Below are 26,643 nucleotides of genomic sequence, written 5' to 3' on the forward strand. Positions count from 1 at the left end.
CGCCACTGCCGTCGCTCTTCACGCGAACCTTTACGTTGTAATCCACTACCCGTTTGACCGGTACCAGGATCTTCATGCGAACTCCCTTGAATCAGAAAAACCGGGCGGCACGCTGCTCACGCAGCCCGTGCCGCCCGCGAAGAATACGAACTTACTCGATCTCGCGCCCTTTCGTCTCGGGCAACAAGAAGGCGGTGACCAACACTACGAAATAAGCACCGCCGGCAAACATGCCGATCGCCGTGCCCAGACCGCTCGTCTTGGCCAGATAGCCGACCAGACTCGGGAACAGCGCACCGATGCCGCGCCCGAAGTTATACGCAAAGCCCTGCCCGTTGGCACGCACGGCCGACGGAAACAATTCCGTCAGATAAGCGCCCATGCCGCTGAAAATACCCGAAGCGGCGAAGCCCAGCGGGAAACCGAGAATCAGCATCTGATCGTTGCTCAGCTGGAACTGCGTATAAGCATAGATGCTGGCCCCAGAGAGTACCGCGAAGATCAGCAGGTTTGCACGGCGCCCGAGCCGGTCGGTCAGGTACGCGCCGGTCAGGTAGCCGATGAACGACCCCAGAATAATCACCAGCAAGTATCCGCCCGTGCCGATGACCGACAGATGACGCTCGGTCTTCAGGAACGTCGGCAGCCACGTCGTCACCGCGTAGTACCCCCCTTGCACGCCCGTGCACAGCAGCGCGGAGAGCAGCGTGGTCTTAATCAGCGCAGGCGAGAAGATGGCCCATGCCGACGTGCGTTTGGCCGAGGCCGCTTCCTGCTTGCGCGTGCGTTCGAACAGTTCCGGTTCAGGCACGTTCTTGCGGATGAACAACACGAACAGCGCCGGAATCACACCGATCCAGAACAGCGCGCGCCACGCGTAGTCTTCCGGCAGCAGCGAGAACGACGCCGTGTAGCACAGCGCCGCCACGGCCCAGCCGATGGCCCAGCCGCTTTGCACCGTCCCCACCGCGCGGCCACGATATTCCGTGCGCACAATCTCGCCCATGAGCACCGAGCCGACGGCCCACTCGCCGCCGAAGCCCAGCCCTTGCAGCGCGCGCAGCACGAAAATCTGCTCGAAGTTTTGTGCGAAACCGATCAGCACCGTGCACACCGAGAACCACAGAATCGTGGCCTGCAAAATGCGCACTCGGCCGAAGCGGTCGGCGAGCACCCCCGCCAGCCAGCCGCCAATCGCCGAGAACAACAGCGTCACGGTGGCCAGCATGCCGGCTTGCCCCTTGTCGATGTTGAACACGGTAATCAACGTCGTGATGACGAACGTGAACACCATGAAGTCGAGCGCGTCGAGCGCCCAACCGCCGAACGCGGCGATAAACGTGCGCCGCTCGGTCTTATTCATCTGACGATACCAATCCATCTCTGTCTCCCCATTCCTTCTAGGTGATGCAAGGGCGCGCAATACGCCCGGTAATTACAACGTAGTGACTTCAGTCCTTTGCCGGAAAGCCGTACAGGCGCGCCGGGTTGTCGACGAGAATGCGGCGGCGCGTGTCGGCATCGGGCGCCCATCGCGGCAGCAAGTTGCGCAACGCGCCGGTATTCGGCATGCGCGTGAGCGACACGTGCGGCCAGTCGCTGCCCCAGACCATGCGATCGGGCGCATCTTCGATGAGCGTTTGTGCGAACGGCGTCACGTCGTCGAACGTCGGGAACCGCTCACTAATGCGATATGCCCCGGACAACTTGACCCAATAGCCGTGATCGCGCACGAGCGAGCGCAGTGCCGTGAAGCCCGGCGAATCGAGACCTTGCGCGACCGGGGTATGCCCCATGTGATCGACGATGCCCGGCACGGGCAGCTTCGTCATGCGCGGCATCAGTTCGGGCAGCGTCTTCACATCCATCAGGAACTGCATGTGCCAGCCCAGATCCTTGATGCGATGCGCGAGCGTTTCCATCGCCGTGAAACCGATACCGCCGCCGAACAGCACGTTGATGCGCAGACCACGAACGCCTGCCGCGTGCATCGCTTCGAGTTCGGCGTCGGTCACGTCGGGCGACACCACGGCGATACCGCGCAGGCGGTCCGGGTTGCGCTTGAGCGTCTCGAGCATGTAACGGTTGTCGGTGCCGTAGACACTGATCTGCACCAACACGCCATAAGTCATCCCGGTGGCGTCGAGCATCGCGAGGTATTTGTCTTCGGGCGCGGGCGGCGGCGTATAGCTGCGCTCGGGCACCATCGGATACGCATCGCTCGCCGCCACCACGTGAGCATGCGTATCGACAGCGCCGAACGGCACGTCAAACGTCGGCGGATCGATTTCCGGCAGCGGGCCAAGGCACAGCGGTGCCCCGGCAGCGGAAGTTACAGACATGGCGACTCCTCAATAGGCGCGAGGCGTCAGGCAGGACGTCGGGCTCACGCCGGAAAAAACGCGGACGAATGCCGCAGGTAATCGTGGTGGACACCGGCATCGCCGATGTCCATAAAGCGATGCTTACTGCACCTTCAACAACTTGCCCGGATTCATGATCCCGGCGGGGTCGAACACCGCCTTGATCTCACGCATCAGGCGCAGTTCGAGCGGCGATTTGTACTTCGCGAAGTAATCGCGCTTGAGTTGACCGATGCCGTGCTCGGCGCTGATGCTGCCGCCGTAGCGCGCCACTTCGTCGAGCACTTCGGCGGAAATCGCTTCGCCGTGCTTCGCCATGAAATCGGCGGCTTCGCCCGCTGGACGCGAGAGGTTGTAGTGGAGATTGCCGTCGCCGAAGTGACCGAAGATGAACGGCCGCACTTGCGGGCACACACAGCGTACGCGGGCTTCGGCACTGACCATGAATTCAGGGATGGCCTCGATAGGCAGCGACACGTCGTGCTTCAGATGTGGACCGTCGGCGCGTTGTGCTTCGGAAATCTCTTCGCGCAGTTTCCACATTTCCTCGACCTGACCGAGCGTGGAGGACACCACCGCGTCGGCGCAAAGATCGCGCTCGATGGCGGTTTCGATCACGCGCTCGAGCAGCGCGGCGAGTGCTTGTTCGTCGGCCGTGTCGGCCAGTTCCACCAGCACATAACCCGGATGACGCTCACCGAACGGCGCGCGCACGCCGGGCACGTGGGCCATGACGAGGTCGACGCATTCACCGGTGAAGAACTCGAACGCCTGCATGCGCGAGCCGCACTCGGTGAACAGCAGCTCATACAGTTCAAGCGCCTGACGCGGCGACGTGACGGCAGCGATCACCACCTGACGCACCGGCGTCGGCGCGAACAGTCGCAACGCAGCGGCGGTGATGATGCCGAGCGTGCCTTCCGAGCCGATCAGGAGTTGTTTGAGGTCGTACCCCGTGTTGTCCTTTCGCAAGGTGCGCAAGCCGTGCAGGATCTCGCCATTGGGCAGCACGGCTTCAATGCCAAGCACAAGCTCACGGGTCATGCCGTAGCGCACCACATTCACACCACCGGCATTCGTCGCAAGATTGCCGCCGAGCTGGCACGAGCCTTCGGCTGCCAAACTCAGCGGGAACAGACGGTTCACATCGCTGGCGGTGCGCTGCAAGTCCTGCAAGATGCAACCGGCTTCGGCCACCATCGTGTTGGCGATGGTGTCGAGGCTGCGCACAGCGTTCATGCGATCGAGGCTCAGCACCACGTTTTGGGCCGCGCCATCGGGCGTCGCACCGCCGCACAAGCCCGTGTTGCCGCCGCGCGGCACGACCGGCGTGGCCGTCTGCTGGCACAGCGCGAGCACTTTCGCGACGTCCTCTGCCGAGCGCGGACGCACCACCGCCTGTGCGTTGCCACGGTACATGCCGCGCCAGTCGGCGAGCCAAGGGGCGATGTCGTCAGCGGAGGTGAGCACGCTGTCGGCACCGATAGCGTCGATGAGTCGTTGAGCGAAAGCAGTGATGGTCATGGGATCACGCGTCGGGGGTTAGGCGAGAAGTTGGGGGAGCGATTCGATAGCGACGGGTCGAGCGGCAGACGCAGCGCGTTACGTTGCGTGCGTCGGCGCAATGGCGCCTGTAATGATGTCGCGCCCTGGGAGCGTCAGGCCTAGCCGGGCCGAGGCGCGCAGCAAGTGCGAGAGCGACGCCGCGCGCGCGAGCAGCGGATCGCGGGCCTTGATCGCGTTGAACACGGCCACGTGTTCCTGATGCACCTGTGCGGCGAGCCCTTCATGGCGCAACGTGTTCGTGCGCGCGGCTTGCACCACTTGGCGGATTTGAAGATTCAGGTATTGCAATAAATCGGCGTAGTAGCGGTTGTGCGTGGCGCGCGCGATGGCGGCATGGAACGCCGTGTCGTACTCGACGCCGTTTTCCGCGTGATAGAGATTGGTTTCGAGCTTTTCGAGAATCTCGCCCAGGCGGCGGATGTCTTCGTCGGTGTGGCGCACGGCTGCCAGCGCCGCCGCCGTGCTTTCCAGGTCGAGACGCAGTTCATACACGCTCGCAAGGTCGGCGGCGTCCTGCCCGACCGGCACCTGAAAGCCGCTCGACGGCGTACGTGCCCGCACGGTCACGCCCGCGCCCTGACGACTGTCGATCAGCCCCTGCGCACGCAAACGCTCGGTGACTTCACGAATCACCGCCTGACTCACGCCATAGGTTTCGGAGAGCTGCTTGCCGGTCGGCAATTTGGTGCCGACGGGATAGGTCCCCTGCCGGATCGCTTCGTGCAGTTGCTGCGCGACCTGTTCGGTCAGGGTTTTGGGCTTGGTTGTCATCCTCTCGCGTCTTCTCATGCTTTTCTGGTTTGCATGTTATATGAAAACTTTTGAGAGGTTACATCGCGTTAACCCTCGGTTCAACCCTGCTATCTCATCTCATGAAAAGACTTGGGCGGTGCCGGTAACGCTACCGGACACCGCCCTGGATCCTGCCGACTGCCTGCTTAGAAGCCGATCAGCGCTTCAGTCACGTGGCTCACGTTCGGCGGTGCGGCGAAGCAGTCGCTCACCAGAGCGCGCCATTGCGTGAAGGCTTCCGAATTGCGGAAGTCGACGGTGTGGTTCTCCAGCGTTTCCCAAGTGACGACGAGGCTGTAGTGCGTCGGGTTCTCGATCTGCTTGAGCAGGCGCATGCCGTGGCAGCCTTTCGAACCCTGGAACAACGGTGCGGCTTTGGCGACGCCTTGCTCGAATGCCGCTTCCGTGCCGGGTTTGACTTGGATCTGGGCGATTTCAAAGATCATGGGGTTTCCTCAGTGGTTAGCTCGTGTGTGACTGGATGTTTTGATGTGGTCACGCGGTTGCAGCGCAAGCGGCGCGGCATCCAAATAACGGGATACGCGCCGCCGCGAGAACGCCCGATTCTATACCGCCCCATGTGGCGATGTATTGCGCGTGCCATCACGAGCGGCTTACAGAATTTTATCGATACGTCCCACGCCTGCCCGTGCACCGGCCTCGGTCACGATGCCGCTCGCCGCACCACGAACGTGCCGCCATTGCCCCCTTAAGCATTTCCATCTAGCAAAACATTCATATAAATCAGTCACCTGAATTTTCTGGCATCGGTCTTGCTCATCTTCTTTCTTCTTCCCGTTTGCACCAAAAGAGCACATTCATGCCCAATACCAATACACCCGGCGACGTGCTGTTCCTGCTGCTCGGCGCGATCCTGGTGCTTGCCATGCACGCTGGCTTTGCCTTTCTCGAGCTCGGCACGGTTCGCAAAAAGAATCAGGTCAACGCGCTGGTCAAGATCCTGACCGACTTCGCCGTCTCGGGGCTGGCCTACTTCTTCATTGGCTATCCGCTCGCGTATGGCGTGGACTTCTGGTCGAGCGCCACGGTGCTGTCCGAGCACAACGGTTATGCGCTGATTAAGTTCTTCTTCCTGCTGACGTTTGCGGCGGCCATTCCGGCGATCGTGTCCGGCGGGATTGCGGAGCGGGCGAAGTTTCATCCGCAATCGGTCGCGACGTTCTTCCTCGTGGGGTTGATCTACCCGTTCTTCGAGGGCATCGCGTGGAACGGTCACCTCGGCATTCAGGACTGGCTGACGCGCACGCTCGGCGCGCCGTTTCATGACTTCGCGGGGTCGGTGGTCGTGCATGCGGTGGGCGGCTGGATTGGATTGGCGGCCGTGTTGCATCTCGGCGCGCGCCGCGGGCGTTACAACGGACAGGGCCAGGTCGCGGCACATCCACCGTCGTCGATTCCGTTTTTGGCGTTGGGCGCGTGGATTCTGATCGTCGGTTGGTTCGGCTTCAACGTGATGAGCGCGCAGCGCGTCGGGGGCATTTCGGGGCTGGTCGCAGTCAATTCGCTGATGGCGATGGTCGGCGGGACGCTGGTGGCGATGTGGGTTGGCAAGGACGATCCGGGCTTCATCCATAACGGCCCGCTCGCGGGTCTCGTCGCGGTTTGCGCTGGCTCGGACGTGATGCATCCGCTGGGCGCGTTGGTGGTCGGTGCCATCGCTGGCGGGTTGTTCGTGTGGTTGTTCACCGTGACGCAGAACCGTCTGCGCATCGACGACGTGCTTGGCGTGTGGCCGTTGCACGGCGTCTGCGGTATTTGGGGCGGGCTTGCCGCGGGCATCTTCGGCCAAACCGCGCTCGGCGGCTTGGGCGGTGTGAGCTTTATCGCGCAGATCGTCGGCACCGTGTTCGGCGTGGCGATTGCGTTCGCTGGCGGCTATATCGTCTACGGCGTGCTGAAACGCACCGTGGGGCTACGACTCGACGACGAGCAGGAATACTATGGCGCCGACCTCTCTATCCATAAGATCACAGCGACGCCGGAGCGGGAGACGAACTGGTAACCGCAGGTGCGCTGGCAAACCAACGCCGGACGAGCAACGACCAGAATCTGGCACCCACCGAGAGGTTGTTGTCATTGAAGTCGTAATTCGCGTTATGGAGCGGCACACCGTCACCGTGCGCAGGCCCGTTGCCGATCCAGCCATAGGCGCCAGGCACCGCCTGCAACATGAAGCTGAAGTCCTCTGCCCCCATGGAAGGCGGTCGATTCGAATGCGCTTTGTTCTCGCCAACCATCTCGCGCATCACGCTTCCCATGAAAGCCGCCGCCTCGGGGTCGTTCTCCGTCGCCGGGTATCCGGGATGGTAGATGACCTCCGCAGTGGTTTCATGCGCCGCGGCCACGTGCTGTGCCATGCGCTCGAGACCCCGGCACACTTCATCGGCCACCTGGGTGCCCAACGCACGGCAAGTGCCGTAAATGACGGCCGACTCGGGAATGACGTTGAAGTTGGTGCCACCGTCGATCCGAGTCACGGACAATACCGCCGAATCGAGCGGATCGATGCGTCGGGAAACCAACGTCTGAAGTTGCCCTACGAGCGCACAGGCGACCGGGATCGGGTCGATCGTCAGATGCGGTTGCGCGGCATGACCGCCACGCCCGGCAATCCGAATCTCGAACCGCCGCGACGCGGCCATGATCGGACCGGCCCGAACGGCCATTTCGCCAGCCGGTAGCTTCGGCCAGTTGTGCAGCGCGAAGACGGCGTCACACGGAAACTCACGAAAGAGGCCCTCGTCGATCATCTTCTGTGCCCCTGCGCCGCCCTCCTCGCCCGGCTGGAAGATAAGGTGCACGGTGCCGTCGAACTCGCGGTGCCGAGCCAGCAATTCGGCAGCGCCGAGCAGCATGGCGGTGTGCCCGTCGTGACCGCATGCGTGCATCTTGCCTTCGCAGGTACTCGCATGATCAAAGGCGTTCAGTTCGTGGATCAGCAACGCATCCATGTCGGCGCGCAAGCCGATAGCCCGTCCCGGATTGGCAGGCCCCCGCCCTTGACCAAATACGGTTGCCACGACGCCCGTTTGTGCAAGACCGACCCGGACGGGCAGCCCCAATGCCTCCAGAAACGCAACGACCTTGCGCGACGTACGATGCTCCTCGAACTTCAGCTCCGGATGCGCATGAAGATCGCGCCGCAGCCGAATCAGTCGCTGAAGATCGAGGCCCGTCTCGGCGCCCACATTCGCTCCCGATGCCACGTCCCACTGCTCTCGCCTGCCGTTATCCATTGCTAACTCCCTGCTCCGACGAGCGACCTCAACACGTATCCGCTATCTTCGAGTGCCGCCAGCAACGGCGCAGGATGAGGCACGCGGTCCTTGCTTTGCACGTAAGGCACAACGCTGCGGACCACGTCGAGCACCTTGGCCGTGGTCACGCCAAGCGGCGTTGCACCCCGCATTTCCACTGCCTGCGCCGCCACGATCAGTTCAATGCCGAGCAGCGATTTGCAGACCTCGACCGTGTCGCGCACGCGACGCGCCGCGATCGTCGACATACTGGCCCGATCGAGATTGCCGTTCGAATGACTAGAGCTGGAGAGCTCACCGACGACTGGCGCGGCCAGCAATCTTGCCTCGGAAGCGATGGACTTATGGAATTGCGCGAGACCATTGAAACCGGGTAACCCGACGCTGTCTTCCTCGATCAGCCCGACCGGCAAACCCGACCAAAACGAGTCGGTGAGCTTGGCGACCCGCTCCGTGCAACTGGTGACGACTGGCGAGAGTGCGAGGCGCGCGGTGTCCAGCGCCATCGACAGCGACAGCATGTCGAAGTTGGCCACCGAGAACAGCGCGTCGTCCTCAATGGAGACAATCGGGTTGTTCTGGCTGGCGTTCAGTTCGATGCCGACCTGACGCTCGACGAACGCGAAGCTGTCCAGCGCATTGCCGAACAGGATGGGGATCGAACGAAAACTGAGCGGATCTTGCAAGTGCCGGGGGCCCTGCTTCTGAAAGAGATAGCTACCCTCAAGGTCGGCGCGAAGCGATTCGGCCACCGAGCGCAATCCGTCGAACGGTCGCGAGCTCACCGCCGCAGGCGAAAGGATCGACGGATTGGCGGCAAATCCTTCCATGCTCAACCCGGCAGCCAGCGTCCACGAACCGAGCAGACGCCCGAGATCGTCGATCGCCATCGCCCCCATGCCGAGCGAGAGCGCGCTGGAATTGAGCAATGCCAGGGCTTCGCCAGACACCAGTGTCACGTCCGCATAAAGCTGTAGCGCCAGATCGGCGACAGGCGACATATCGCTTTGCCCGATCGATCCCCATGCATGCACCGTGAAGCGCTTGTGGCTGTTGAGCGCGTCGACCAGTATCTCGGCTAAAAGCGGGCGTACGCCTAGCCGGCCCGTGGCCATCGAGTTCAGGAGAATCACCATCATCGCGCGCACCACTTCGTCCGGCGCCACTGGCCCATGCCCGAAGTTATGGGTCAGGAGCAGACGACGGTTGAATTCGCCGATCTGCTCGCTCGCAATGGGCACTCCGGTTTTCGCGCCGACGCTGGTTGTCACGCCGTAGACGCGGTCGCCGCGCGCAACCGCCCGTTCAACGACTTCGCGAGCCGCCTGAATGCGCTCGCACGCCTCTGGCGTGAGTGCCACGGGCGCGTCGAAGCGCGCAATCGAAACCAACTTCCGTGTGGTGAGCGTTTGCCCGTCGAGGGTCACTGCATTCGTCATCATTACTGACTCTTTCGGTTATCAGGCACTGGCGCGAGCCTTCGGCCCCGCGGTGGTAACGGTTTCGCGAGCGTTCTGTCTGACCAGCGGCGGCTCCCGATAAAACAGCATCGAGAACAGGCCAAGCACCAGGAACACCATCAGATAGTGCGCCGGCATCAGTTTGTTTCCGGTCGCGCCCACCAGCCAAGTCAGCACGAACGGCGTAAAGCCGCCGAGCAACGACGCGGCCAGGTTATACGTCAACGACAAGGCAGTCGAGCGAATGTGCGGGGGGAAAATCTCTGCGATGGCGGTCGAGTGCGGGCCAAAAACGACAGCCATCAACAACGCGAACACCAACTCGATGCAAAGCAACGTCTGGAACGTGGGGTGCGACGTCAGCCAATAGAACGCGGGATAGACCGATAGCGTGAACAGCACCAGCCCGACGCCGATCACCTTCTTTCGACCGATTTTGTCCGAGAGATGACCGAAGAAAGGCACCAGCGTCATGCGCACCAACAGCGTGACGGTCAGGACGATGAACGGCGCATTGAGCGGCATGTGCAACGATTGAACCGCGTAGATCGGAATGTAGGCGATCAACACATAAACCATGATGTTCGCGACCGCGCTCAGCGCAAACGCCACGAACAGCTCGGCGGGATATTGGTTGAAGATATCGGAGAACGAGAGCTTCTGGTCCGGCTTGCTTTTGACGAACTCGGCAGGCTCCTCAACGTTGCGACGGATGTAGAAGCCGACCGGACCGATGCACAGCCCGAAGATAAATGGCAGGCGCCAAGCCCACGACGACAACGCGTCCTCGGTGAATACACTCGTGAGCAATGCCCCCATCATCGTCGCCAGCAATACGCCGACAGACTGTGCGACCGCTTGCCAGCTTCCGTACAGGCCACGACGATGCGGCGGCGCATATTCGACCAGCAGCGATGTCGCGCTACCGAATTCGCCGCCAACGGAGATGCCCTGCAAAATCCGCGAAAACACCACGATCACCGGTGCGAGCACGCCGACCTGACCGTATGTCGGCGAAAAGGCCAGCATTGCTGTCGACACCAGCATGAGCAGAATGCAGGTCGACAGCGCGGCACGTCTTCCCACGCGGTCTGCATAGACACCCAACACCACCCCGGCAATCGGGCGGACGATAAAGCCGACGCCAAACGTTGCCGTGGTGAGCAGCATCGAGACGAAAGGGTCGTCCGCCGGAAAGAACTGCTTCGCGATAATGACGGCCAGATAGCCGTAGATAAGAAAGTCGTACCACTCCAGTGCATTACCGATCGTCGATGCCGTGACCGCCTTCCACTGATTCCCTTGCCGGGTTGCCATGCTGCCTCCTGAATCCGTTTGTTGTCTTGTTGTCTGTTGACCAACAGCAGCGCGAATCTCCGCAACCACGGAACGCAATGCCTTCAAAAAATCGTAGCTCGCCATATATCCCCCGCCAAGCGCGGTTCACGGAGATTTCGAGTGGCGGAAAGTACGGGCGGATGACGTCGAATTTGACGATTTGCGCAAACGGATTGGCGCCCTGTTCGGGCTGCTGAAACGCCGTGGGAGAAGTGCACGCGGCCAGACGCCGGACGTGTTGTCACTACGCCCCCGTGCGACAAGACAAGACGAGACGAGACGGTCGGGGCTAGAGTTGCGCCGCGATCTGCCGGGACACTTCGGCCAGGCGGCCGTAGTAACGATCGACCACCTTCTCGACCGTCAGGGCAGACGAGAACCAAGTCAAACCGATGGACGCGATCACGAAGCCGTTCACCATCACGGGCACTGCAAGCGTGCCAGACACCGGCCGCACGGAAGTATCGCGCAGCGCATAGCCGCGCTGCCGCGTCTCGGCAAGCATGACCTGCACCGCCTTCTGATCCTGCGCAAGACGGTCTTCGGGATGGTGACTCTGACGAACGACCTCGAGCAACATCTCCTGCTCCTCGGGCGAGCAGAACGCGAGGTACGCGCGGCCCAATGCCCGGGACACAAGGCTCAGACGCATATTGATCGAAGAATGCAGCAACGAGAGCGGCGAATAGGGAATCGTGCTGTACCGGACCACGAGCGCATCGACATCGAGCATGCCGACAGCAATCGGCCACTTGATCTCCTCGGTCAACTCACGCACGAGCGGCCCGGCGACCTGCACCACACGCGGTACATGGTGATATCCCGAATTCAGCGAATTAACCCCGTCGATCAGACGGTATTCCCCCGGCCTCGCGCCTCGCGCGACGAGTCCCAGCTCTTCGAACGTGCGCAGCAGGCGCACCAGCGTCGGCTTGGGCAGCGAAGTCGACTGATGCAAGCCGTCGAGTGTCGATATGGGCATCTGATTAAGTGCGCGCAGCAGGACAATGGCCCGCTCGACCGCGCGGATCGACGAATCGCGTTCCGCCATTGAGTCGCTCTGATCGGTGGTCCTGAGCAGGATGCCCGCGCCGTCATGGCGCGACCGATGCCCAGTGGAAACGTGCGAATTATCGCAGTTTTGGCCGCCCACCGCCGCGTCTTGTCTCATCAGGACATCAACGCCAGCGCACCCTTGCGCAACAACGACTGATCGGAGCCGATCACAAACCACGTTGCGCCCATTTGCGCAAACTCCCCGCATTCGCCGACGTCGCCCACGGCAACACCGGCAATCTTGCCAGCGTGCTTTGCGACGGCCAGCACATCGACTGTCGCGCGCATGACCTCAGGCGCCTTTGCATCGGTCAGATCGAACGACAACGCAAGATCGGCACGCCCGACGAAAAGGCCCGCTACGCCGTCGACGGCGGCAATTTCACGCGCGGCGTCGCAACCGGCACGGCTCTCGATCTGGCAGATGATGGTCGTGCCGTTGCCCGCATCGACGGCGCGCTTCATGCCCAGCGCGCCGTAGCCCGCAAAGCGTGGCGAGCTGGAATAGCCACGCTCGCCCCCGAGAAAACGAGTACGGGCGACGACTCGGCGGGCGTCTTCTGCCGAATCGACGTGAGGCACGAGCAGTCCCGACACGCCCAGGTCGAGCGCGGACTGAATCGTCGCCGCCTGCATGTCGGGAATTCTCACGAACAGCGGCAAGCCGACCGAGCGCGCCGCGATCACCATGATGTCGAGCGTGTTGCGATCGAACGGCGCGTGCTCGGCGTCGACGACTGCGAAATGAAGGCCCGCGCCGCCGAGAATCTCGACGATCTGCGGGGCGCCGGTTTTGACGAAAGTGCCAATCTGATGCGTGGTGTCGTGCATGGGGATAGGTCCGTAATTCCGTGATTCCGTGAAAGCGGGAGACAGGCGATCGAGTCAGCGCGCCGATGAGGCGGCCGACGTCCGACGACTCAATATCTCCATCGACAAGGCAATACCGGCAACGAGCAACAGACACAGCGCCGGCAGCAGCATGGCGTACGCGGCCTGACCGAGCGTCTTGCCGATCCACGGCATGGCGTTCTGCGCAAGGAAACCGCCGAAGTTGCCGATACTGCTAATCGCCGCGAGGCTGGCGGCCGCGCGTCGCCCGCTGAAATATTTCGACGGCAGCGACCAGAAGCACGGCAGCAGCAACGACGTGCAGGGTGTGCCGACGACAAGCGCGATATACCGGTGTGTGGGGTCGCTTACCAGCAGGCTCACGATGAACGCGACGCAGCCGATCGAGCCGATCGTGGCCGCGGCAAGGCGCACGTGACTGTCGCGCTTGAGCAGACGAGGCACGCTCAACAGGAGCAGCGAAGTCAGTGCCCACGGCAGCATCGTGAGCACGCCGTTGTACGAGTTAGACACGCCGAAGCCCTTGATCACCGTCGGTAGCCAGTAAATGATCCCGTATAGCGACGTCAGCATTAGCGTGTAACCGAAAGCGAACGCCATCACGACACGGTCGCGCAGCACTGTCCAAACAGTCCCTTCGTGGTTGGTCGACGGCGCTTCGTCGTGAACCATCTGCGCGAGACGTGTGCGCTCGCTCAAGTCCAGAAACGGCGCGGTCTCGATGTTTCGCGGCAAATAGAGCAGGACAACCGGCGCGAGGATGAGGGCGAGTGCCCCCGTCACCGTGAATACCCACTGCCAGCCGGCGTGTCCGAAGGTGCCGTCGAGCGAGAGCAGTGCCCCGCCGAACGCCGAGCCCAGCATGTTGCCCAGGGCACTGCCAAGTGTGAGCAGCGCCACGGCGCGCACCTGATAACGGCGGGGCAGCCACACCGTCAGGTAATAGACGACGCCCGGATAAAGCCCGGCCTCGGCAGCCCCCACCAGAAACCGCAACGCCGCAAACATCGAGCCTGACGAGGTGTAGGCAAGCAGCACGGTCGCGATGCCCCAACTGAGCATGATGCGAAAAATCCACTTCGGCGCGCCGAAGCGATGCACGCCAAGCGCGCTCGGGATCTCGAAGGCGAGGTAGCCGATGAAAAACAGCGACGACGCCAGACCGTAAGCCGTCTCGCTCAGGCCGATCTGATGAACCATCTGCAACTTCGCAAAGCTGACGTTCATCTTGTCGATGACCGATACCAGATAGGTCACCATGATCAGCGGCATGATCCGCCACCACACGCGCCGGATCAGTTGCTCATCGTGCTCGGCCATCGGTCTGGCCGTAGCGGTCATTGAAATCTCCATGTCTCCTCCAGCGGAGTTGCGGGCAGCCATCGGAAGCACCGGCTCCTTTTTGTGTTTGTCGGCCAGGCCGTACGCGAATCCGCTCGGCCCATGGCGGCCAATACTACGTCGCGCCTCAGCCCCCCACCAGCAGGAATACGGGAGATTCCGCAGGTCGGAATCTGTCGGTTTATTTCGCAAAACCATGCGCTGGCAAGGCCCCCGGTTTTCGCGCTGCGGAATGTCTTCGCAACGCGCTTGGCTCGCTATGCGCTGCGTGGAAACATAGGCGCCAGCCTGTCAGGCCGACCGCAGAGTTGCCCGACATCGGCACACACAGCCTGCGCAAAAGCAGGGCGCTATCTCTCGGAGGAGACACCGTGAAACTGAAATGGGTACTGACGGCCGCGGCATGCGGCGTCACGTTAGGCGCGCATGCGCAAAGCAATGTGACGCTCTACGGCATCGTCGATGCCGGTTATCGGTACAACAGCAACGCGGGCGGTGCGTCGCAGTCTGCGGTTACCGGCGGTAACGGCAGCGCATCGCGTATCGGCTTTGCAGGCAGCGAGGATCTCGGCGATGGCTATCGCGCCATTTTCACGTTGGAAAATGGGTTCACGACAACGACTGGCGTGTTGCAAGCCGGGCTGATGTTTGGTCGGCAGGCATACGTCGGCATCAGCTCGCCATTCGGTACTGTCACGCTCGGTCGGCAATACCTGACGCTGTCCACCTACCTCGGCCCGTTCTCTGCCGGCAGCGATTGGGCTGCGCGCGGTTCGGGCTGGGGATATCACCCCGCCGGCCTCGATAACGTGGATGGCACCGAGCGAGCGAACAATGCGATCAAATACGTGAGTCCGCGATATCGCGGCTTGCAATTCGGACTGACCTACAGCGTCGGTGGCGTCGCCGGTCAATTCTCACGCAATTCGATGGTGTCTACGGGCGTGGACTACGCGCAAGGGGCGTTCAAATTCGCGGCGGCCTATCTGTACGTGAAGAACCCGAACTATTCGTTATTCGGCAACAACGCGACCAGCAGCACGACCGGCAACAACTTCACCAGCCCAATTTTCAGCGGCTATGCCACTGCGGGCACCCAGCAGGTCATCGGTGCGGGTACCTCGTATGCCATCGGTGCCGTCACCGTTGGCGGCATTTTCACGAACACGAAGTTCGGCGATCTGGGCGCGACACCCGTCGCGGGCGCCACGGTACCCAGCAGCGAAGTGGGCCAGAGCATCAGCTTCAACACTGCGGAGGCAAACGTGAAGTATCAGGTGACGCCCGCGTTGATGCTTGGCCTTGCGTACGCCTACACTCGCGCCAGTTCATTCAACGGACAAAGCGGCGCGAGCTACCAGCAATGGAATATCGGCGCAGACTATACGCTGTCGAAGCGAACCGACCTTTATGCGGTGGTGCTTTACGAGAAGGCGGCCGGCTTCGATTCGACGGGACAACGCGCAGTGGCGGTATTGACCGGAGCGACGCCGTCGACGAGTAATGCGCAAACGGGCTTCACAGTCGGCATTCGTCACACCTTCTGATTCATGGTCCGCCTCGCGTCGCAAAACAACACGCACCGGACCCGCATCAAACACGCATCTGAATGGAGATAACATGCGTTCCCCCCAGCCCAACCCGACCGGTCCCACCGGCCAACCCATTAAGCTTTTCGATTCGCACGCTCACCTCGTTGCGGACGATGTCACCCGCTACCCGCGCAACCCGATGAAGCGCTCGCCGAACGCGCCGCCCCGTCTGCCGGGTGTGATCGGACTGCCAGGCGGCAAGCACGGCGACCATCCGATTAACGAGGTGCCCGATGTCTCGCGCATGCTGCCGTGGATGCGCGAGGCCGGTGTCGTCGAAGCCGTCGCGGTGCAAAAGCGCATGGTCTACCGTTACGACAACAGCTACATCATGGACTCGTCCGACGCTCACCCGGATGTGTTCTCGGCCGTCGTGATTCTCGATGCGGAAGACGAGCGCACGCCGTCGGTCGTGCGCGATTACGTCGAGAACCACGGCCTGGCCGGTGTGCGCTTATTCGGCGGACGCGAGCCTGACGGCACGATGCCCTGGCTGGATTCGCCGCGCGCGTTGGAAACCTGGGCCGTCGCCAACGAATACCAGATCGTGATGGACATCGAGGTACTGGCGGCGGGGGGTGGCGGCCCATCGGTGCCGGCGATCATCGCGCTCGCACGCCGCTTCCCGAATCTGCGCGTCGTCCTCGACCATATGCTCGAACCGGAGGCAGAGGACGACAACTTCGGCTTCGACGCCCGCTTCGAGCCCCTCGCCGCCGAGCCGAACATCTACTTCAAGTTCACGTCGATCAATCTCGACATCTACCGCGAAACGGGCATTCCCGCCGATCAGGCGCTGCGCAGCGCAGTGGATCTGTTCGGCGCCGACCGGATCATGTGGGGCTCGGATATCGGCACATCGTCGGGCACCTATCTCGATATGGTGCAGCGAATGATCGACGCCACAGCGCTGCTAAACGATGCGCAGCGCCACGCCGTGCTGTACGAAACCGGCAAGGCGGTTTTCGCGAAAGGCGGCCTGCGCTAATCGCGCGGCCTGAAATACAAGGAGATGGCAATGTTTCTCGACCCGGCGAATACCCCCGGATTCAAACGCACGCTGTTCAACGCGATCGTTGCGCCCCGGCCCATCGGGTGGATCAGCACGATGAACAGTAAGGGGCAGGTCAATCTCGCGCCGTTCTCGCACTTCAATCTCGTGTCGACCGCACCGCCCGTGGTGATGTTCTCGTGTAACGCGCCCGCCGACCGCCATGAGAAAGATACCGTCATGAACATTCGCGAGACCGGCGAATTCGTGACGAATCTCGTGACGTGGGATCTACGCGAACCGATGAACATGAGTTCGTTCAATGCGCCGTACGGCACTGACGAATTCGAACTGGCCGGGCTGGAGAAGGCACCGAGCGTATTCGTCAAGCCGCCCCGAGTCGCGGCATCGCCAGCGAGCATGGAGTGCCGGCTGCTTCAAATCCTCGACATCGAACCCACGGCGCCCGGCGAAACGTTCAGTCGCGTGGTATTCGGGCGCATCGTCGGCGTGCATCTCGACGAGCGTTTCGTCGGCCCCGACGGTCGCTTCGACACGGTACTCGCCGAACCGCTCACGCGACTTGACGGCAATCGTTACGCGACGGTCGGCCGGCTCGACGAGCTGGGCCGCCCAAGTCCCCGCAATGACTGATCCCCATACTGAGACATCCCGATATGACAACCTCCACTGAAAACGGTGTGCGACGTACCGCCGTCTACGACTTGTCCCCTGCCACCGTGGCGCGCGGGCAGAATTTCTTCGTCCAATGGCTGCAAGGCGACGACGTCACGTTCCATGCAACGAGCACGCGCGAAATGATGGTGCTGCTGCCCGACGACGGCGCCGACATCGCGATTGGCGGCGGCACTGCGCAGCGGGTGCCGGGTCGCAGTATCTGCGTGGCGCCCGCCGGCGACGTGAGCGTGCGACTGGCCAACGGCGCACGTGCCGTGCTCATCGCATCGTCACGTCCGGACCTCTCTGCCGACGCAGCATGCAACACCCAAGACTACCGGGTGCCCGACGCGCGCATCGTCGGTAGCGACGCCGGTTATCGCCGCACGCGCGGTGCTGGCTCGTTGCAGGTGATCGGCATCGACGACATCACGCCGCCCGCCGACAAGCCGCGTCTCAAGATGCTGCAAACAGACACGCTCAGCATTAATTGGGTCGAGTATCAAGACGCGCGCGACCGCTCGCAACTGAGCCCCCACAGTCACGCCGAGTTCGAGCAGGGCTCGCTCGCCATCGACGGGCATTTCGTTCATCACCTGCGTGTGCAATGGGGACCGGACGCCAACGCATGGCGCGACGACGAGCATCTTCAAGCGGGCCCGGCTTCGATGATGACCGTGCCGGTGCAGTTGATCCATACGACCGAAGGCGTCGGCGACGGACGTCACCTGCTGATCGACGTGTTCTCCCCGCCCCGCCACGACTTCATCGGCAAGGGCTGGGTGGCGAATGCGGCCGACTATGCACGCGACTGATCGCTAGCGAGTCGTCGCGTGCAGCACTCAACGTTCCGCTCGTGTGGCTCGCAGCGATGCGAGCGCCAGCACCGTTCGCATCAGCCCGGCGTCCACGCCGAGCGTGGCGGCGCACGCGAGCGGCGCGGCGAGAATGGCGTCCAGTTCCACCGCACGGCCAGCCTCTATGTCCTGAAGCATCGACGACTTGACCGCACCGAGCTCACGCGTTTGCGCCATGCGTTGGGCCACGTCGATATCGAGCGTGAGCCCAGCGCGACGGCCGATGGTGAGGCACTCCGCCATCAGTTCCGCATAGACGACACGAGTTTGCGGATCGTCGAGCATGCGGTCGGTCGTCGTCTGCGTGAGCACGCTCAATGGATTGGAGCACACGTTGCCCAGCAGCTTGATCCACAGGTCGCGGCGAATGTCGTCACTCGCGGTCGTGGGCAAACCGGCCTGCGTGAGCACGGTTGCCCAATCGGTCGCGCGGTCGCTAACGCCACCGTTCGGCTCACCGAGCGTGATACGTCCACCGCTATGGTGAAGCACGACGCCCGGCTCGGGGGCACTGCACGAGGCCATCACAGTGCCACCCAGCACACGCTCGAACGGCACTGCCGCCTCGATCGCCCCATGCGGATCGACGCTCTCCAGCCGCATACCCGCCAGCGGATGACCGGGCGCAAGGCAGTACCACCACGGCAGTCCGTTGCCCACCGGCAGCACGACGGTGTCGGGCCCCACGAGCGATGCGAGCGAAGCCGCGAGCGACGGCAATGCATAAGATTTCAGCGCAATCACGACGAGATCCTGTGGGCCCATTTCGGCTGCGCTCGCGCATGCGTTAACGCTGACGGTGCGCGGCCCCTCGCCCGGGCTCGTATGGCGCAGGCCCGAGGCGACGAGCGTCTCGAGCGTCTTGCCACGCGCCAGTACCGACACACGATGTCCGGCGAGTGCCAGCCGAGCGGCAAAGTGACCGCCAATCGCGCCTGCGCCGACGATACCGATACGACGTGCGTGCTGGGAGAAAGCATCCATGTTTCAAGGATTCAAAGGGTTGACGTTCGCGCATTGTCCCTGAGCCGCTTCGATCGCCGGACATTTTCTGTTGGCTTTTCTCCTGGCGAAATCGTGCATATCGCGGCCTTTACCTCCCCACATCACATAAGGAATCACCGAGATGTCGATTGACAGTGCGACGCTCAGAGGCGTCACCGCGCAGTTGTACGAGCGCTCGCTGAAAACGATCCCCGACGATACGCGCGCCTTCCTGCAACGGGCGTCGGAACAAGAGACCAGCCCGACCGGCCGGGCCACGTTGAAGATTCTCGTCGAGAGTGCCGATGGCGCACGTCGGGACGACTCGCTCGTTTGCAGCGACGTCGGCATTCCCACGTACAGCATCAAGATCGGCACGCGCGTGCAATTCGAGGGGCCGGTGCGCGCCGCGATCCAGGACGGTTTCGCTGAGCTCGCAGCGTCGATCTCGCCGCCGATGCTAAAAATGGTCACCAACCCGCTGACGCACGAGCGTAGCTATGCGGGCAAAGACATGCCGATCGTGAGTTTCGATGTGATCGACGATGCCGATTACGTCGACATCGTCTGCTCACCGAAAGCGATGGGTACGGGGCGTTGGGAGGCCATCGACGCGTTCGTTTATCCGACCCACGAGCAAATCGAACGATTCGTGCTCGACACCATGTTGCGTGCCGGGTCGCAGCCGTGCCTTCCGCTGGTGATCGGCGTGGGTATCGGCGGCACATTTGACTACGCGGCACGGTTGGCGAAAGAGCAAATGCTCCGGCCCATGGGGCAAACCAACCCGGAACCTATCCTGGCGAAGATGGAACAGCGCCTGTTTGACGCCATCAACAAGATGGGTTTCGGACCGATGGGCACAGGCGGCGACACCACGGCGATGGCGGTGAATATCGACTATGCCGCGAGCCACGGCTTCGTACCCGTCGCCGTTTGCTTCAATTGCTGGATCAATCGTCGCACTGCCGCTCGCATTCACGGCGACGGTCGCGTCGAATTTCTGGAGGGCAAGTGATGAGCCGAATACACGACCTGACACTACCGTTGACGCAAGCACAGGTTCTGGCGCTGGAACTCGGAGACATGGTACGGCTGTCGGGGGAGATCACCGTCAGCATCGGACTACCGACGCATAAACGGCTCGCGCAAGCGATCGAGGACGGCATGCCGCTGCCAGTCGATATGCGCGACGGCGCGTTTTTTCACCTGAGCACCTACGTGAACGAGACACCGGACGGCCCCGAGGCGCTGTACCTGAACCCGAGTACCAGCACGCGCTACAACACATGGATGCCGACGCTCATTCGCGGGCTGGGGGTGAGGCTCGTCGGCGGCAAGGGCGGACTTGACGAAGCGAGTGCTGCGGCGCTTCGCGATTGCGGGTGCGCCTACCTGTCGTTCCCCGGCGGCGGTTTGAACCTGCTCTCGCGTGCGCTTCGCAAAGTCGTTGCCATGAACTGGACGGAATACATCTCGCAGTTTCGCTTGCTGACGTTGGAGGTCGAGCATCTTGGACCGGCAACGGTCGCGATCGATGCCCGCGGGAACAGTCTTTACACACAGTTGCACGAGCGCGCGGTCGAACGCATGCCCGAGATCGTCCGAGATCTGGGGCATCGTTGAACGCGTTGCCCGGCGCTCACACGTCCGTCCCTCTCCCCAACCCCAACACCGCCTGAAGTATCGCGACGCGTGCCTGCCCGAGAATCTGGCCTTGCCACGCCAGATTGTCGAAACAAAACGCGGCACGTACCGCGTCACGAATCTCGGCCGCTTGGGCTGGCGGCGTTTCGGGGTTTCGGCGCAGCCACGCATCGGCCCGCAGCATGTGCAGCATGTCGATGAGCGGCACCGTGCCGTACTCGATCGCCACGGCCGTCACCTGCGCATCGGGGCGGGCAAAGCGCAGCGTGTCGAGCAGCGGGCCACCCACGTTGGACGCCACCGTCGTGCCGTCCAACGGGCTCGCCAGATCGGCGCCCCACCAGCGGCGCGCGCGCTGCAACTCCTCGTCATCCAACTGCCCCACGCTGATCTTCTCGCCATGCCCCGGTGGCCCCAGCCCCGTATGGAAGTCGATCCAACCGATCGCATCGCACCCCTGCGCGTGCTCGTCGATCAACGAACGCATCAGACGAGTGCTCCACACCGGCTCACGGCCGCCGTAGAACAGCCCATCGGCATAGCCATACTGCCCGATGGTCAATGCGCGCTGATACGCCGGTTCGCCATGCGTGGCGATGTAATCGGCAATGGCCGCCGCATTCGCCTCCGAGGGCGGCCACGTCGGTGGCACGAGCAACGCATGCAGATCGGCATAAGCAACGTTTACCGGCAACGGCTGCGCGAAGTCGATGCTGTTGCGATTCAAATCGACGTTGTCCTCGTTCGTGCGCGACAGCCACGAGAAGCCGTACGGATTGATCGCATGCACCACCAGAATCGCCACATCGGCTGGCGCCAGACGCGCCTGTAGTCCAGCATCGCCCAGCAAGGCTATTTGCGCCGCGCTGCCGCAAAAGCCTTCCACCCCATGCGTGCCCGACGTCAGAATCAGCAGACGGCGTGCATTGGCGGCACCAAGCCGCACGACGTCGGTCGCCAGCGTCTCTCCCTCGCGGCCGATGACGCCCTCGATGACATGGCTCTGCACCTCGACACCCGCTGCGCGGGCGGCAGCGGCGAACCGCTTGCGCGCCTGCGAGTAGGAGACGGAAAAAAGTCCGGTCGTCATATCGGGTTATGCCACCAGGAAGGCTTCGGCCAGTCGCACCCAATACGTGGAACCCAGCGTGAGCACTTCATCGTTGAAGTCGTAACTCGTGTTGTGCAACATGCACGGCCCCAAGCCGTGACCATGCGCGCGGTGATCGCCCAGGCCATTGCCGATGTACGCATAGCACCCCGGACGCTCCAACAGGAAGAACGAGAAATCCTCCGCCCCCATCGTCGGATCGATCGGACTTACGACATGGTCGCGCCCCACGATCTCCTGCATCACATTCACAGCAAACTGCGTCTCGGCCGCCGTATTGACCGTCGGCGGATAGTTACGAATAAACGAGAACTCGACCGTGCAGCCATACGCGGCCGCCGTCGCCTCGCAGAATTCGCGCATGCGCGACTCCACCAGATCGAGCACTTCCAGCGAGAACGTGCGCACTGTTCCGGCCAGTGTGGCCGTGTTCGGAATCACATTGATCGCCTCGCCCGCTTGCATCTGCGTGATCGACAGCACCGCGGCATCGATCGGCCGTTTGTTGCGCGTAATGATGCTTTGCAGCCCTGTGCCGATCTGCATGGCGGTAAGCACCGGATCGATACCGTCGTGCGGCAAGGCAGCATGCGCGCCCGTGCCCTTCACGACAATGCGGAATTCGTTGCTCGACGCCTGCGTCGCCCCCACACGTGCGCCGAAACGCCCGGCCTCCAGCCCCGGCCAGTTATGCAACCCGAACACCGCATCGACAGGGAATTTCTCGAACAAGCCGTCTTCGAGCATGGCCTTGGCACCGCCACCGCCCTCTTCCGCCGGTTGGAAAATAAACACGATGGTGCCGTCGAACGTGCGGTGCGCGGCGAGATGCTGTGCTGCGCCGAGCAGCATCGCCGTGTGGCCGTCGTGACCGCAAGCGTGCATCTTGCCCGCGTACTGCGATGCGTGTTCGAAGGTGTTCAGTTCTTGAATCGGCAACGCATCCATATCGGCACGCAAGCCGATGGTCTTCTTGCCGGTGCCATTGCGCAGCACACCGACGACGCCGGTCTTGCCAAGCCCGCGCGTGACTTCAAGGCCCCACGATTCGAGCAGGCGCGCCACGACGTCGGCCGTGCGCTCCTCTTCGTAACGCAGTTCAGGGTGGGCATGGATGTCGCGGCGAATCGCTTGAAGCTCCGCTTTACGTTCGGCAATTTCAGGAATGATGGACATGGGAGTGGGCTCTTGAATGGATATGGGCTTCATTGAATGGCCCCAATGCAGCGGCGACTACCCGGTCGTGGGCAGGGAAGCACGTCATGCGCTGTGGGACGAGGGGCCGGTTGCGGAAAGGGGTTGCGCAAGACGCGCGCGGGAGTCGGACTCCCGCGCGATAGTGAGTGAGGAATTACGCCAGTGGCTGACGCGACCGGTCTTTGAGCATCAGGATGGTGATGAGGCCAACCGCCGCACCGAACAATCCGTAGTAGACGACAGCGAGCTTGTCGCCCGTCCAGCCGATCAACAACGTGGCAATCGCCCCGGCAAAGCCGCCGAAGATCATCACCGCGAAGTTGTAGCCGATGGCCATCGACGTGGCGCGCACCCGTGACGGGAACAGCTCGCACACGAACGCACAGTACGAGCCTTGGAAGAGGCCCAGCGAGAGCATCAGGCAGCACTGCACGAGAATCAGCATCGGCAGCGTCGGCACATGGCTCACCGCCAGGAACAGCGGATACGCAATGATCAGACTGATGACAGCCGAGGCCACCATCGGCTTCTTACGGCCAATCGAATCCGAAATGCGGCCCGATGCGAATGTGCCGATGATGTAGGCAACCGCCGCACAGAGTGACGCGATCACGCTGCTCTTGAACGGGATGCCCAGCGACTTCGTGGCGTAGCTCGGCATGTAGTAATAGAAGATGTACGTGCCGATGGTGCCGTAGACCGTGAGGCCGAACCCGGCCAGCACCTGACGCCAGTGCTGCGTGATCGATTCGATGAACGGCGAGCGCGTCGGTGCCTCACGCTTCGCCGCATCCTTGAACACCGGTGACTCATCGAGGCGCGAGCGCACGTACAAGCCGACCGGCACGATCAGCAGACCGATCACAAACGGAATGCGCCAGCCGAAGGCGTCGATCTGCTCAGGCGTCAGCGCTTGCGTAATGCCCACCGAAACGATAGCGCCGAGCAACATGCTGCATGCCTGCGCAATCATCTGGAAGCTGCCGTACACACCACGGCGCTCTACCGGTGCATGTTCGACCAGGAAGGCCGTGGCGCTGCCTACTTCACCACCCGCCGAGAAGCCTTGCAGAAAGCGGCCGATCAGCATCAGGATGGGCGCGGCCATACCGATCTGCGCATACGTCGGCGCAAACGCAATGACGGCCACGCCGAGCGCCATGACGGAGATGGTCAGCAGCAACGCCGCTTTTCGCCCGTGCTTGTCGGCGTAGTTGCCGAGCACGATGCCGCCTAACGGACGTGTGAGGAAGCCCACACCGAAGGTGGTCCATGCCGCGAGCAAGGCGGCGGTCGGGTTGTCGCTGGGGAAAAACTGGCGGGCAATGTTGGCCGCGAAGAAGGTGAAGACGGTGAAATCGAACCATTCGAGCGCATTGCCGATGGTCGATACCGCGATGATGCCGACGTCGATACGTTTGCCCGATCGCTCGGGGACTGCCGCATTGGCGGGACTTGCAGGATTGGTGGCGCTGTCGCGCCCAACCGACACTTCCATGGTGATGCTCCTGTCTCGAAGTTTTACCGTGGCAAGCCGACTGCACTCGCATCGAACCATTCTGCTTGTGCAAAAAAATCAATAAAAGCTAGAATTTGTGATCCGTCATCGCAACTTTTTTGATGAATTAAAAAGCATCGACGGCCCCCACACCCCAGCAATATCAAGCCAGATCGGCGAGGCACCCCGTGAGCAACCTACGATTCATGCGCACCTTTGCTGCGGTCGCACATTACGGCTCGTTCGCGTCGGCGGCCGAGCATCTCGCCATGACGCAGTCGGCCGTGAGCATGCAGATGCGGGCACTGGAAGAGGAATTCGATCACGCGCTGTTCGACCGCGTGGGCCGCTCGGTGGCACTCAACGCCATGGGCCGAGCACTGCTCCCACACGCGAAACAGTTACTCGCGCAGTACCAGACCATGCGCATGCTGGCCTCCGGCATCGAGACGCCCGCAGGCCCGGTAAGCATCGGTACGGTCGAGTCGGCCGTGAGCGCATTGGCCGCGGCCGTCTCGCAGATCAAGGAAGCGCAACCGCATTTGGATGTGCTGATTCAGACCGCGCGATCGAACGAACTCACGGCGCAACTCGATGCCGGTGATATCGATTGCGCCGTGCTTGTCGAGCCGACGGGACGCCGCCCCGCCGGTGTGCGCTGGACGCCGTTGTATCGGGAGTCGTTGGTGCTGCTCACGCCATCGGATATGAAACCGGCACCGGCAGCCCGGCTGCTGTCGACAGAGCGTTTTCTGCGTTTCGATCGCACACAGCGCACTGGCGCGTTGATCGACCGCGCGGTGCGGCGTCAGCACGTCAAGGTCAACGAGTATCTGGAACTGAGCTCCATCGAGGGCATTGTGGCGCTGGTCCGCCAAGGCTTAGGCGTTGCGGTAGTGCCGATGCTGCGCAGCGCGACGTGGGCGCACGAGGAAGCGTTGCGCATCATCCCCATGCCCGGCGCGACTGAGCAACGCTGCATCGGCCTCCTAGAGCGCACGCGCCACGACAAAGTCGCCATTACGAAGGCCATCGCGCAACAGGTGATGGCGCAGGGATGATCACGGCAGCGGATCGAAGAAGAGATAGACAGCGGCGATACGACCATCGCGCGAGATGATCACATCCGTACCCGCATACTCGGGTGCATACCCCGGCCGCCCGGACACCCATCGAATGCGTCCACCATCGCCCGCGACATCGGGCAAGGCAATTGGCTGATATTTGAAGTCGGGATGCGTGGCCTTGATCGCACCCGCAATTCGGTCGAGTTGATCGCGCCCACGATAAACGCCCATGTTCGGATCGTAAAACACGCAATCGTCGGTGTAGAACTCGTCGATGAGCGCGCGTCGACGCACCGGATCGTTCTCGCCGAACATATCGAGATTGCGTTGCAGCAGGGTCGGAATATCGTGGGACATGATCAGAGCCTCAATGGATTAATCGGCGTTAATCTAGAAACGCCGCCATCTGCGACGAAATGCGACCGAAGCGGGTAGGCGCGCCGACCACGATCGCGTCGTAGTCGGCCAGCTCCGCGACAGCGCTTACGATGCGTTCGGCACCGAGCCGCGCAACGTCGATGCCTTGGCGCGCGCATCGAAGCTGTAAGCGCCCGCACCGAAGTAAGTGATCTGAAGCAGACCGCCCGCCATCATCACGTTCTTCAGGAAGTGGATCATCTGGTTCTGATCGGCGAAGTTGTGATGGAAAAACACCGCCGTAGCGAGCGAGAAAAGCGCCAGCACCAGCGATACCGGACGTGCACGGAAACCCGTCATTAACAGCAGGCCGCCGCCCACTTCGACAATCACCGCCATGAAGTAAGCCAGCGACGGTGCGGGCAAACCGACCGCGCCGATGTAGCCAACCGTGGCGGCATGCGCGCCGAGCTTGCTCAACCCGCTCATGAGAAACGGTGCACCGAGCAGAATGCGGCCAAGTAAAGGAAGAAATTTGTAGTTGTTCATCGCAATGTCCTAAGCAATCTAAAAAACAATTAAGAGAAAAGAAAACCCGAGGGAGTGGATTCGAAAAAG

25 protein-coding genes and 2 pseudogenes are annotated in these 26,643 nt (G+C 62.2%); 8 read left to right on the forward strand and 19 right to left on the reverse strand.

Annotated features, from left to right (window positions below; translation table 11 throughout):
• From ACPWR9_RS25605 to ACPWR9_RS25630, 6 genes and pseudogenes are all read right to left on the reverse strand, one after another.
• A pseudogene (locus ACPWR9_RS25605) lies at positions 1–76 on the reverse strand (electron transfer flavoprotein subunit beta/FixA family protein); the annotation flags it as partial.
• 75 nt (positions 77–151) lie between these two features.
• On the reverse strand, positions 152–1,381 hold the full coding sequence (locus ACPWR9_RS25610; RefSeq protein ID WP_426301850.1) for an MFS transporter: 1,230 nt from the start codon (positions 1,379–1,381) through the stop codon (positions 152–154).
• 70 nt (positions 1,382–1,451) lie between these two features.
• Positions 1,452–2,342 carry an amidohydrolase family protein gene (locus ACPWR9_RS25615; RefSeq protein ID WP_426301852.1) on the reverse strand — a complete coding sequence of 297 codons (891 nt, stop codon included), beginning with the start codon at positions 2,340–2,342 and terminating at the stop codon, positions 1,452–1,454.
• Positions 2,343–2,465: 123 nt separating this feature from the next.
• On the reverse strand, positions 2,466–3,887 hold the full coding sequence (locus tag ACPWR9_RS25620) for an FAD-binding oxidoreductase (protein WP_426301854.1): 1,422 nt from the start codon (positions 3,885–3,887) through the stop codon (positions 2,466–2,468).
• A gap of 78 nt (positions 3,888–3,965) precedes the next feature.
• Positions 3,966–4,700 (reverse strand): FadR/GntR family transcriptional regulator, encoded by a 735-nt coding sequence (locus ACPWR9_RS25625; RefSeq protein WP_426301856.1) that lies wholly within the window; start codon positions 4,698–4,700, stop codon positions 3,966–3,968.
• Positions 4,701–4,867: 167 nt separating this feature from the next.
• On the reverse strand, positions 4,868–5,167 hold the full coding sequence (locus ACPWR9_RS25630) for an antibiotic biosynthesis monooxygenase family protein (RefSeq protein WP_150682180.1): 300 nt from the start codon (positions 5,165–5,167) through the stop codon (positions 4,868–4,870).
• Positions 5,168–5,541: 374 nt separating this feature from the next.
• On the opposite strand from ACPWR9_RS25630, the gene ACPWR9_RS25635 reads away from it, so the two are divergent.
• The gene (locus ACPWR9_RS25635) at positions 5,542–6,744 is read left to right on the forward strand and encodes an ammonium transporter (RefSeq protein WP_150682179.1); all 1,203 of its coding nucleotides are present in this window, start codon (positions 5,542–5,544) and stop codon (positions 6,742–6,744) included.
• Here the strand turns inward: ACPWR9_RS25635 and ACPWR9_RS25640 are convergent.
• The 6 genes from ACPWR9_RS25640 to ACPWR9_RS25665 all read right to left on the reverse strand — a co-directional run bounded on the left by ACPWR9_RS25640 (position 6,710) and on the right by ACPWR9_RS25665 (position 14,058).
• Complete coding sequence (locus tag ACPWR9_RS25640) at positions 6,710–7,978, reverse strand: M20 aminoacylase family protein (RefSeq protein ID WP_426301858.1); 1,269 nt, start codon at positions 7,976–7,978, stop codon at positions 6,710–6,712. The genes ACPWR9_RS25635 and ACPWR9_RS25640 overlap by 35 nt on opposite strands.
• 2 nt (positions 7,979–7,980) lie before the next feature.
• Complete coding sequence (locus ACPWR9_RS25645) at positions 7,981–9,441, reverse strand: aromatic amino acid lyase (protein WP_426301860.1); 1,461 nt, start codon at positions 9,439–9,441, stop codon at positions 7,981–7,983.
• 18 nt (positions 9,442–9,459) lie between these two features.
• Positions 9,460–10,776: an MFS transporter gene (locus tag ACPWR9_RS25650; RefSeq protein ID WP_426301862.1), complete on the reverse strand. Its 1,317-nt coding sequence runs from the start codon at positions 10,774–10,776 to the stop codon at positions 9,460–9,462.
• A 310-nt stretch (positions 10,777–11,086) separates the two neighbouring features.
• Complete coding sequence (locus ACPWR9_RS25655) at positions 11,087–11,848, reverse strand: DNA-binding transcriptional regulator (RefSeq protein WP_426301864.1); 762 nt, start codon at positions 11,846–11,848, stop codon at positions 11,087–11,089.
• Positions 11,849–11,967: 119 nt separating this feature from the next.
• A complete protein-coding gene (locus ACPWR9_RS25660) occupies positions 11,968–12,684 on the reverse strand; it encodes an HpcH/HpaI aldolase family protein (protein ID WP_426301866.1) in 717 nt (238 codons plus the stop codon).
• A gap of 54 nt (positions 12,685–12,738) precedes the next feature.
• On the reverse strand, positions 12,739–14,058 hold the full coding sequence (locus ACPWR9_RS25665) for an MFS transporter (RefSeq protein ID WP_426301868.1): 1,320 nt from the start codon (positions 14,056–14,058) through the stop codon (positions 12,739–12,741).
• A gap of 359 nt (positions 14,059–14,417) precedes the next feature.
• On the opposite strand from ACPWR9_RS25665, the gene ACPWR9_RS25670 reads away from it, so the two are divergent.
• The 4 genes from ACPWR9_RS25670 to ACPWR9_RS25685 all read left to right on the forward strand — a co-directional run bounded on the left by ACPWR9_RS25670 (position 14,418) and on the right by ACPWR9_RS25685 (position 18,122).
• Positions 14,418–15,593, forward strand: coding sequence for a porin (locus ACPWR9_RS25670; protein WP_426301870.1), 1,176 nt, complete (start codon positions 14,418–14,420; stop codon positions 15,591–15,593).
• A 73-nt stretch (positions 15,594–15,666) separates the two neighbouring features.
• Positions 15,667–16,626 (forward strand): amidohydrolase family protein, encoded by a 960-nt coding sequence (locus ACPWR9_RS25675; RefSeq protein ID WP_426301872.1) that lies wholly within the window; start codon positions 15,667–15,669, stop codon positions 16,624–16,626.
• A gap of 30 nt (positions 16,627–16,656) precedes the next feature.
• Positions 16,657–17,283 (forward strand): flavin reductase family protein, encoded by a 627-nt coding sequence (locus ACPWR9_RS25680; RefSeq protein WP_426301874.1) that lies wholly within the window; start codon positions 16,657–16,659, stop codon positions 17,281–17,283.
• Positions 17,284–17,306: 23 nt separating this feature from the next.
• Complete coding sequence (locus tag ACPWR9_RS25685; protein ID WP_426301876.1) at positions 17,307–18,122, forward strand: hypothetical protein; 816 nt, start codon at positions 17,307–17,309, stop codon at positions 18,120–18,122.
• 27 nt (positions 18,123–18,149) lie between these two features.
• Here the strand turns inward: ACPWR9_RS25685 and ACPWR9_RS25690 are convergent, their stop codons facing one another.
• Complete coding sequence (locus tag ACPWR9_RS25690) at positions 18,150–19,148, reverse strand: ketopantoate reductase family protein (protein ID WP_426301878.1); 999 nt, start codon at positions 19,146–19,148, stop codon at positions 18,150–18,152.
• A gap of 142 nt (positions 19,149–19,290) precedes the next feature.
• Between ACPWR9_RS25690 and ACPWR9_RS25695 the strand changes: the two genes are divergently transcribed.
• Both ACPWR9_RS25695 and ACPWR9_RS25700 read left to right on the forward strand, forming a co-directional pair.
• Positions 19,291–20,166 carry a fumarate hydratase gene (locus tag ACPWR9_RS25695; protein WP_426301880.1) on the forward strand — a complete coding sequence of 292 codons (876 nt, stop codon included), beginning with the start codon at positions 19,291–19,293 and terminating at the stop codon, positions 20,164–20,166.
• Entirely contained in the window at positions 20,166–20,774 is a 609-nt protein-coding gene (locus ACPWR9_RS25700) for a fumarate hydratase C-terminal domain-containing protein (RefSeq protein ID WP_426301882.1), read from the forward strand. Before ACPWR9_RS25695 ends, ACPWR9_RS25700 begins: the two co-directional genes overlap by 1 nt.
• A 16-nt stretch (positions 20,775–20,790) precedes the next feature.
• Here ACPWR9_RS25700 and ACPWR9_RS25705 read toward each other — a convergent pair whose 3' ends face one another.
• The 3 genes from ACPWR9_RS25705 to ACPWR9_RS25715 all read right to left on the reverse strand — a co-directional run bounded on the left by ACPWR9_RS25705 (position 20,791) and on the right by ACPWR9_RS25715 (position 24,601).
• On the reverse strand, positions 20,791–21,885 hold the full coding sequence (locus tag ACPWR9_RS25705; RefSeq protein WP_426301884.1) for a M14 family metallopeptidase: 1,095 nt from the start codon (positions 21,883–21,885) through the stop codon (positions 20,791–20,793).
• A 6-nt stretch (positions 21,886–21,891) separates the two neighbouring features.
• Positions 21,892–23,082, reverse strand: coding sequence for a M20 aminoacylase family protein (locus ACPWR9_RS25710; protein WP_426301886.1), 1,191 nt, complete (start codon positions 23,080–23,082; stop codon positions 21,892–21,894).
• 175 nt (positions 23,083–23,257) lie between these two features.
• Positions 23,258–24,601, reverse strand: coding sequence for an MFS transporter (locus ACPWR9_RS25715; RefSeq protein ID WP_426301888.1), 1,344 nt, complete (start codon positions 24,599–24,601; stop codon positions 23,258–23,260).
• 188 nt (positions 24,602–24,789) lie between these two features.
• On the opposite strand from ACPWR9_RS25715, the gene ACPWR9_RS25720 reads away from it, so the two are divergent.
• On the forward strand, positions 24,790–25,662 hold the full coding sequence (locus ACPWR9_RS25720; RefSeq protein ID WP_426301890.1) for a LysR family transcriptional regulator: 873 nt from the start codon (positions 24,790–24,792) through the stop codon (positions 25,660–25,662).
• On the opposite strand, the gene ACPWR9_RS25725 is transcribed toward ACPWR9_RS25720, so the two are convergent.
• The 3 genes and pseudogenes from ACPWR9_RS25725 to ACPWR9_RS25735 all read right to left on the reverse strand — a co-directional run bounded on the left by ACPWR9_RS25725 (position 25,663) and on the right by ACPWR9_RS25735 (position 26,574).
• Complete coding sequence (locus tag ACPWR9_RS25725) at positions 25,663–26,025, reverse strand: nuclear transport factor 2 family protein (RefSeq protein WP_426301892.1); 363 nt, start codon at positions 26,023–26,025, stop codon at positions 25,663–25,665.
• Positions 26,026–26,056: 31 nt separating this feature from the next.
• A pseudogene (locus ACPWR9_RS25730) lies at positions 26,057–26,155 on the reverse strand (NAD(P)H:quinone oxidoreductase); the annotation flags it as partial.
• Positions 26,152–26,574, reverse strand: a complete 423-nt coding sequence (locus ACPWR9_RS25735; protein ID WP_426301894.1) for a DoxX family protein — start codon at positions 26,572–26,574, stop codon at positions 26,152–26,154. The gene ACPWR9_RS25735 and the pseudogene ACPWR9_RS25730, both read right to left, overlap by 4 nt.
• Positions 26,575–26,643: the final 69 nt, after the last annotated feature.

Origin of the sequence: Pandoraea pneumonica (assembly GCF_049918595.1) — a bacterium.
Taxonomy (GTDB): Bacteria; Pseudomonadota; Gammaproteobacteria; order Burkholderiales; family Burkholderiaceae; genus Pandoraea; species Pandoraea pneumonica_A.

Coding starts and splice junctions, on each gene's coding strand:
- ACPWR9_RS25625 (WP_426301856.1), bottom strand. CDS start 4,700: ATGACAACCAAGCCCAAAACCCTGACCGAACAGGTCGCGCAGCAACTG.
- ACPWR9_RS25695 (WP_426301880.1), top strand. CDS start 19,291: ATGTCGATTGACAGTGCGACGCTCAGAGGCGTCACCGCGCAGTTGTAC.
- ACPWR9_RS25680 (WP_426301874.1), top strand. CDS start 16,657: ATGTTTCTCGACCCGGCGAATACCCCCGGATTCAAACGCACGCTGTTC.
- ACPWR9_RS25685 (WP_426301876.1), top strand. CDS start 17,307: ATGACAACCTCCACTGAAAACGGTGTGCGACGTACCGCCGTCTACGAC.
- ACPWR9_RS25710 (WP_426301886.1), bottom strand. CDS start 23,082: ATGTCCATCATTCCTGAAATTGCCGAACGTAAAGCGGAGCTTCAAGCG.
- ACPWR9_RS25675 (WP_426301872.1), top strand. CDS start 15,667: ATGCGTTCCCCCCAGCCCAACCCGACCGGTCCCACCGGCCAACCCATT.
- ACPWR9_RS25665 (WP_426301868.1), bottom strand. CDS start 14,058: ATGGAGATTTCAATGACCGCTACGGCCAGACCGATGGCCGAGCACGAT.
- ACPWR9_RS25700 (WP_426301882.1), top strand. CDS start 20,166: ATGAGCCGAATACACGACCTGACACTACCGTTGACGCAAGCACAGGTT.
- ACPWR9_RS25725 (WP_426301892.1), bottom strand. CDS start 26,025: ATGTCCCACGATATTCCGACCCTGCTGCAACGCAATCTCGATATGTTC.
- ACPWR9_RS25630 (WP_150682180.1), bottom strand. CDS start 5,167: ATGATCTTTGAAATCGCCCAGATCCAAGTCAAACCCGGCACGGAAGCG.
- ACPWR9_RS25655 (WP_426301864.1), bottom strand. CDS start 11,848: ATGGCGGAACGCGATTCGTCGATCCGCGCGGTCGAGCGGGCCATTGTC.
- ACPWR9_RS25640 (WP_426301858.1), bottom strand. CDS start 7,978: ATGGATAACGGCAGGCGAGAGCAGTGGGACGTGGCATCGGGAGCGAAT.
- ACPWR9_RS25660 (WP_426301866.1), bottom strand. CDS start 12,684: ATGCACGACACCACGCATCAGATTGGCACTTTCGTCAAAACCGGCGCC.
- ACPWR9_RS25635 (WP_150682179.1), top strand. CDS start 5,542: ATGCCCAATACCAATACACCCGGCGACGTGCTGTTCCTGCTGCTCGGC.
- ACPWR9_RS25705 (WP_426301884.1), bottom strand. CDS start 21,885: ATGACGACCGGACTTTTTTCCGTCTCCTACTCGCAGGCGCGCAAGCGG.
- ACPWR9_RS25735 (WP_426301894.1), bottom strand. CDS start 26,574: ATGAACAACTACAAATTTCTTCCTTTACTTGGCCGCATTCTGCTCGGT.
- ACPWR9_RS25615 (WP_426301852.1), bottom strand. CDS start 2,342: ATGTCTGTAACTTCCGCTGCCGGGGCACCGCTGTGCCTTGGCCCGCTG.
- ACPWR9_RS25650 (WP_426301862.1), bottom strand. CDS start 10,776: ATGGCAACCCGGCAAGGGAATCAGTGGAAGGCGGTCACGGCATCGACG.
- ACPWR9_RS25610 (WP_426301850.1), bottom strand. CDS start 1,381: ATGGATTGGTATCGTCAGATGAATAAGACCGAGCGGCGCACGTTTATC.
- ACPWR9_RS25715 (WP_426301888.1), bottom strand. CDS start 24,601: ATGGAAGTGTCGGTTGGGCGCGACAGCGCCACCAATCCTGCAAGTCCC.
- ACPWR9_RS25645 (WP_426301860.1), bottom strand. CDS start 9,441: ATGATGACGAATGCAGTGACCCTCGACGGGCAAACGCTCACCACACGG.
- ACPWR9_RS25620 (WP_426301854.1), bottom strand. CDS start 3,887: ATGACCATCACTGCTTTCGCTCAACGACTCATCGACGCTATCGGTGCC.
- ACPWR9_RS25690 (WP_426301878.1), bottom strand. CDS start 19,148: ATGGATGCTTTCTCCCAGCACGCACGTCGTATCGGTATCGTCGGCGCA.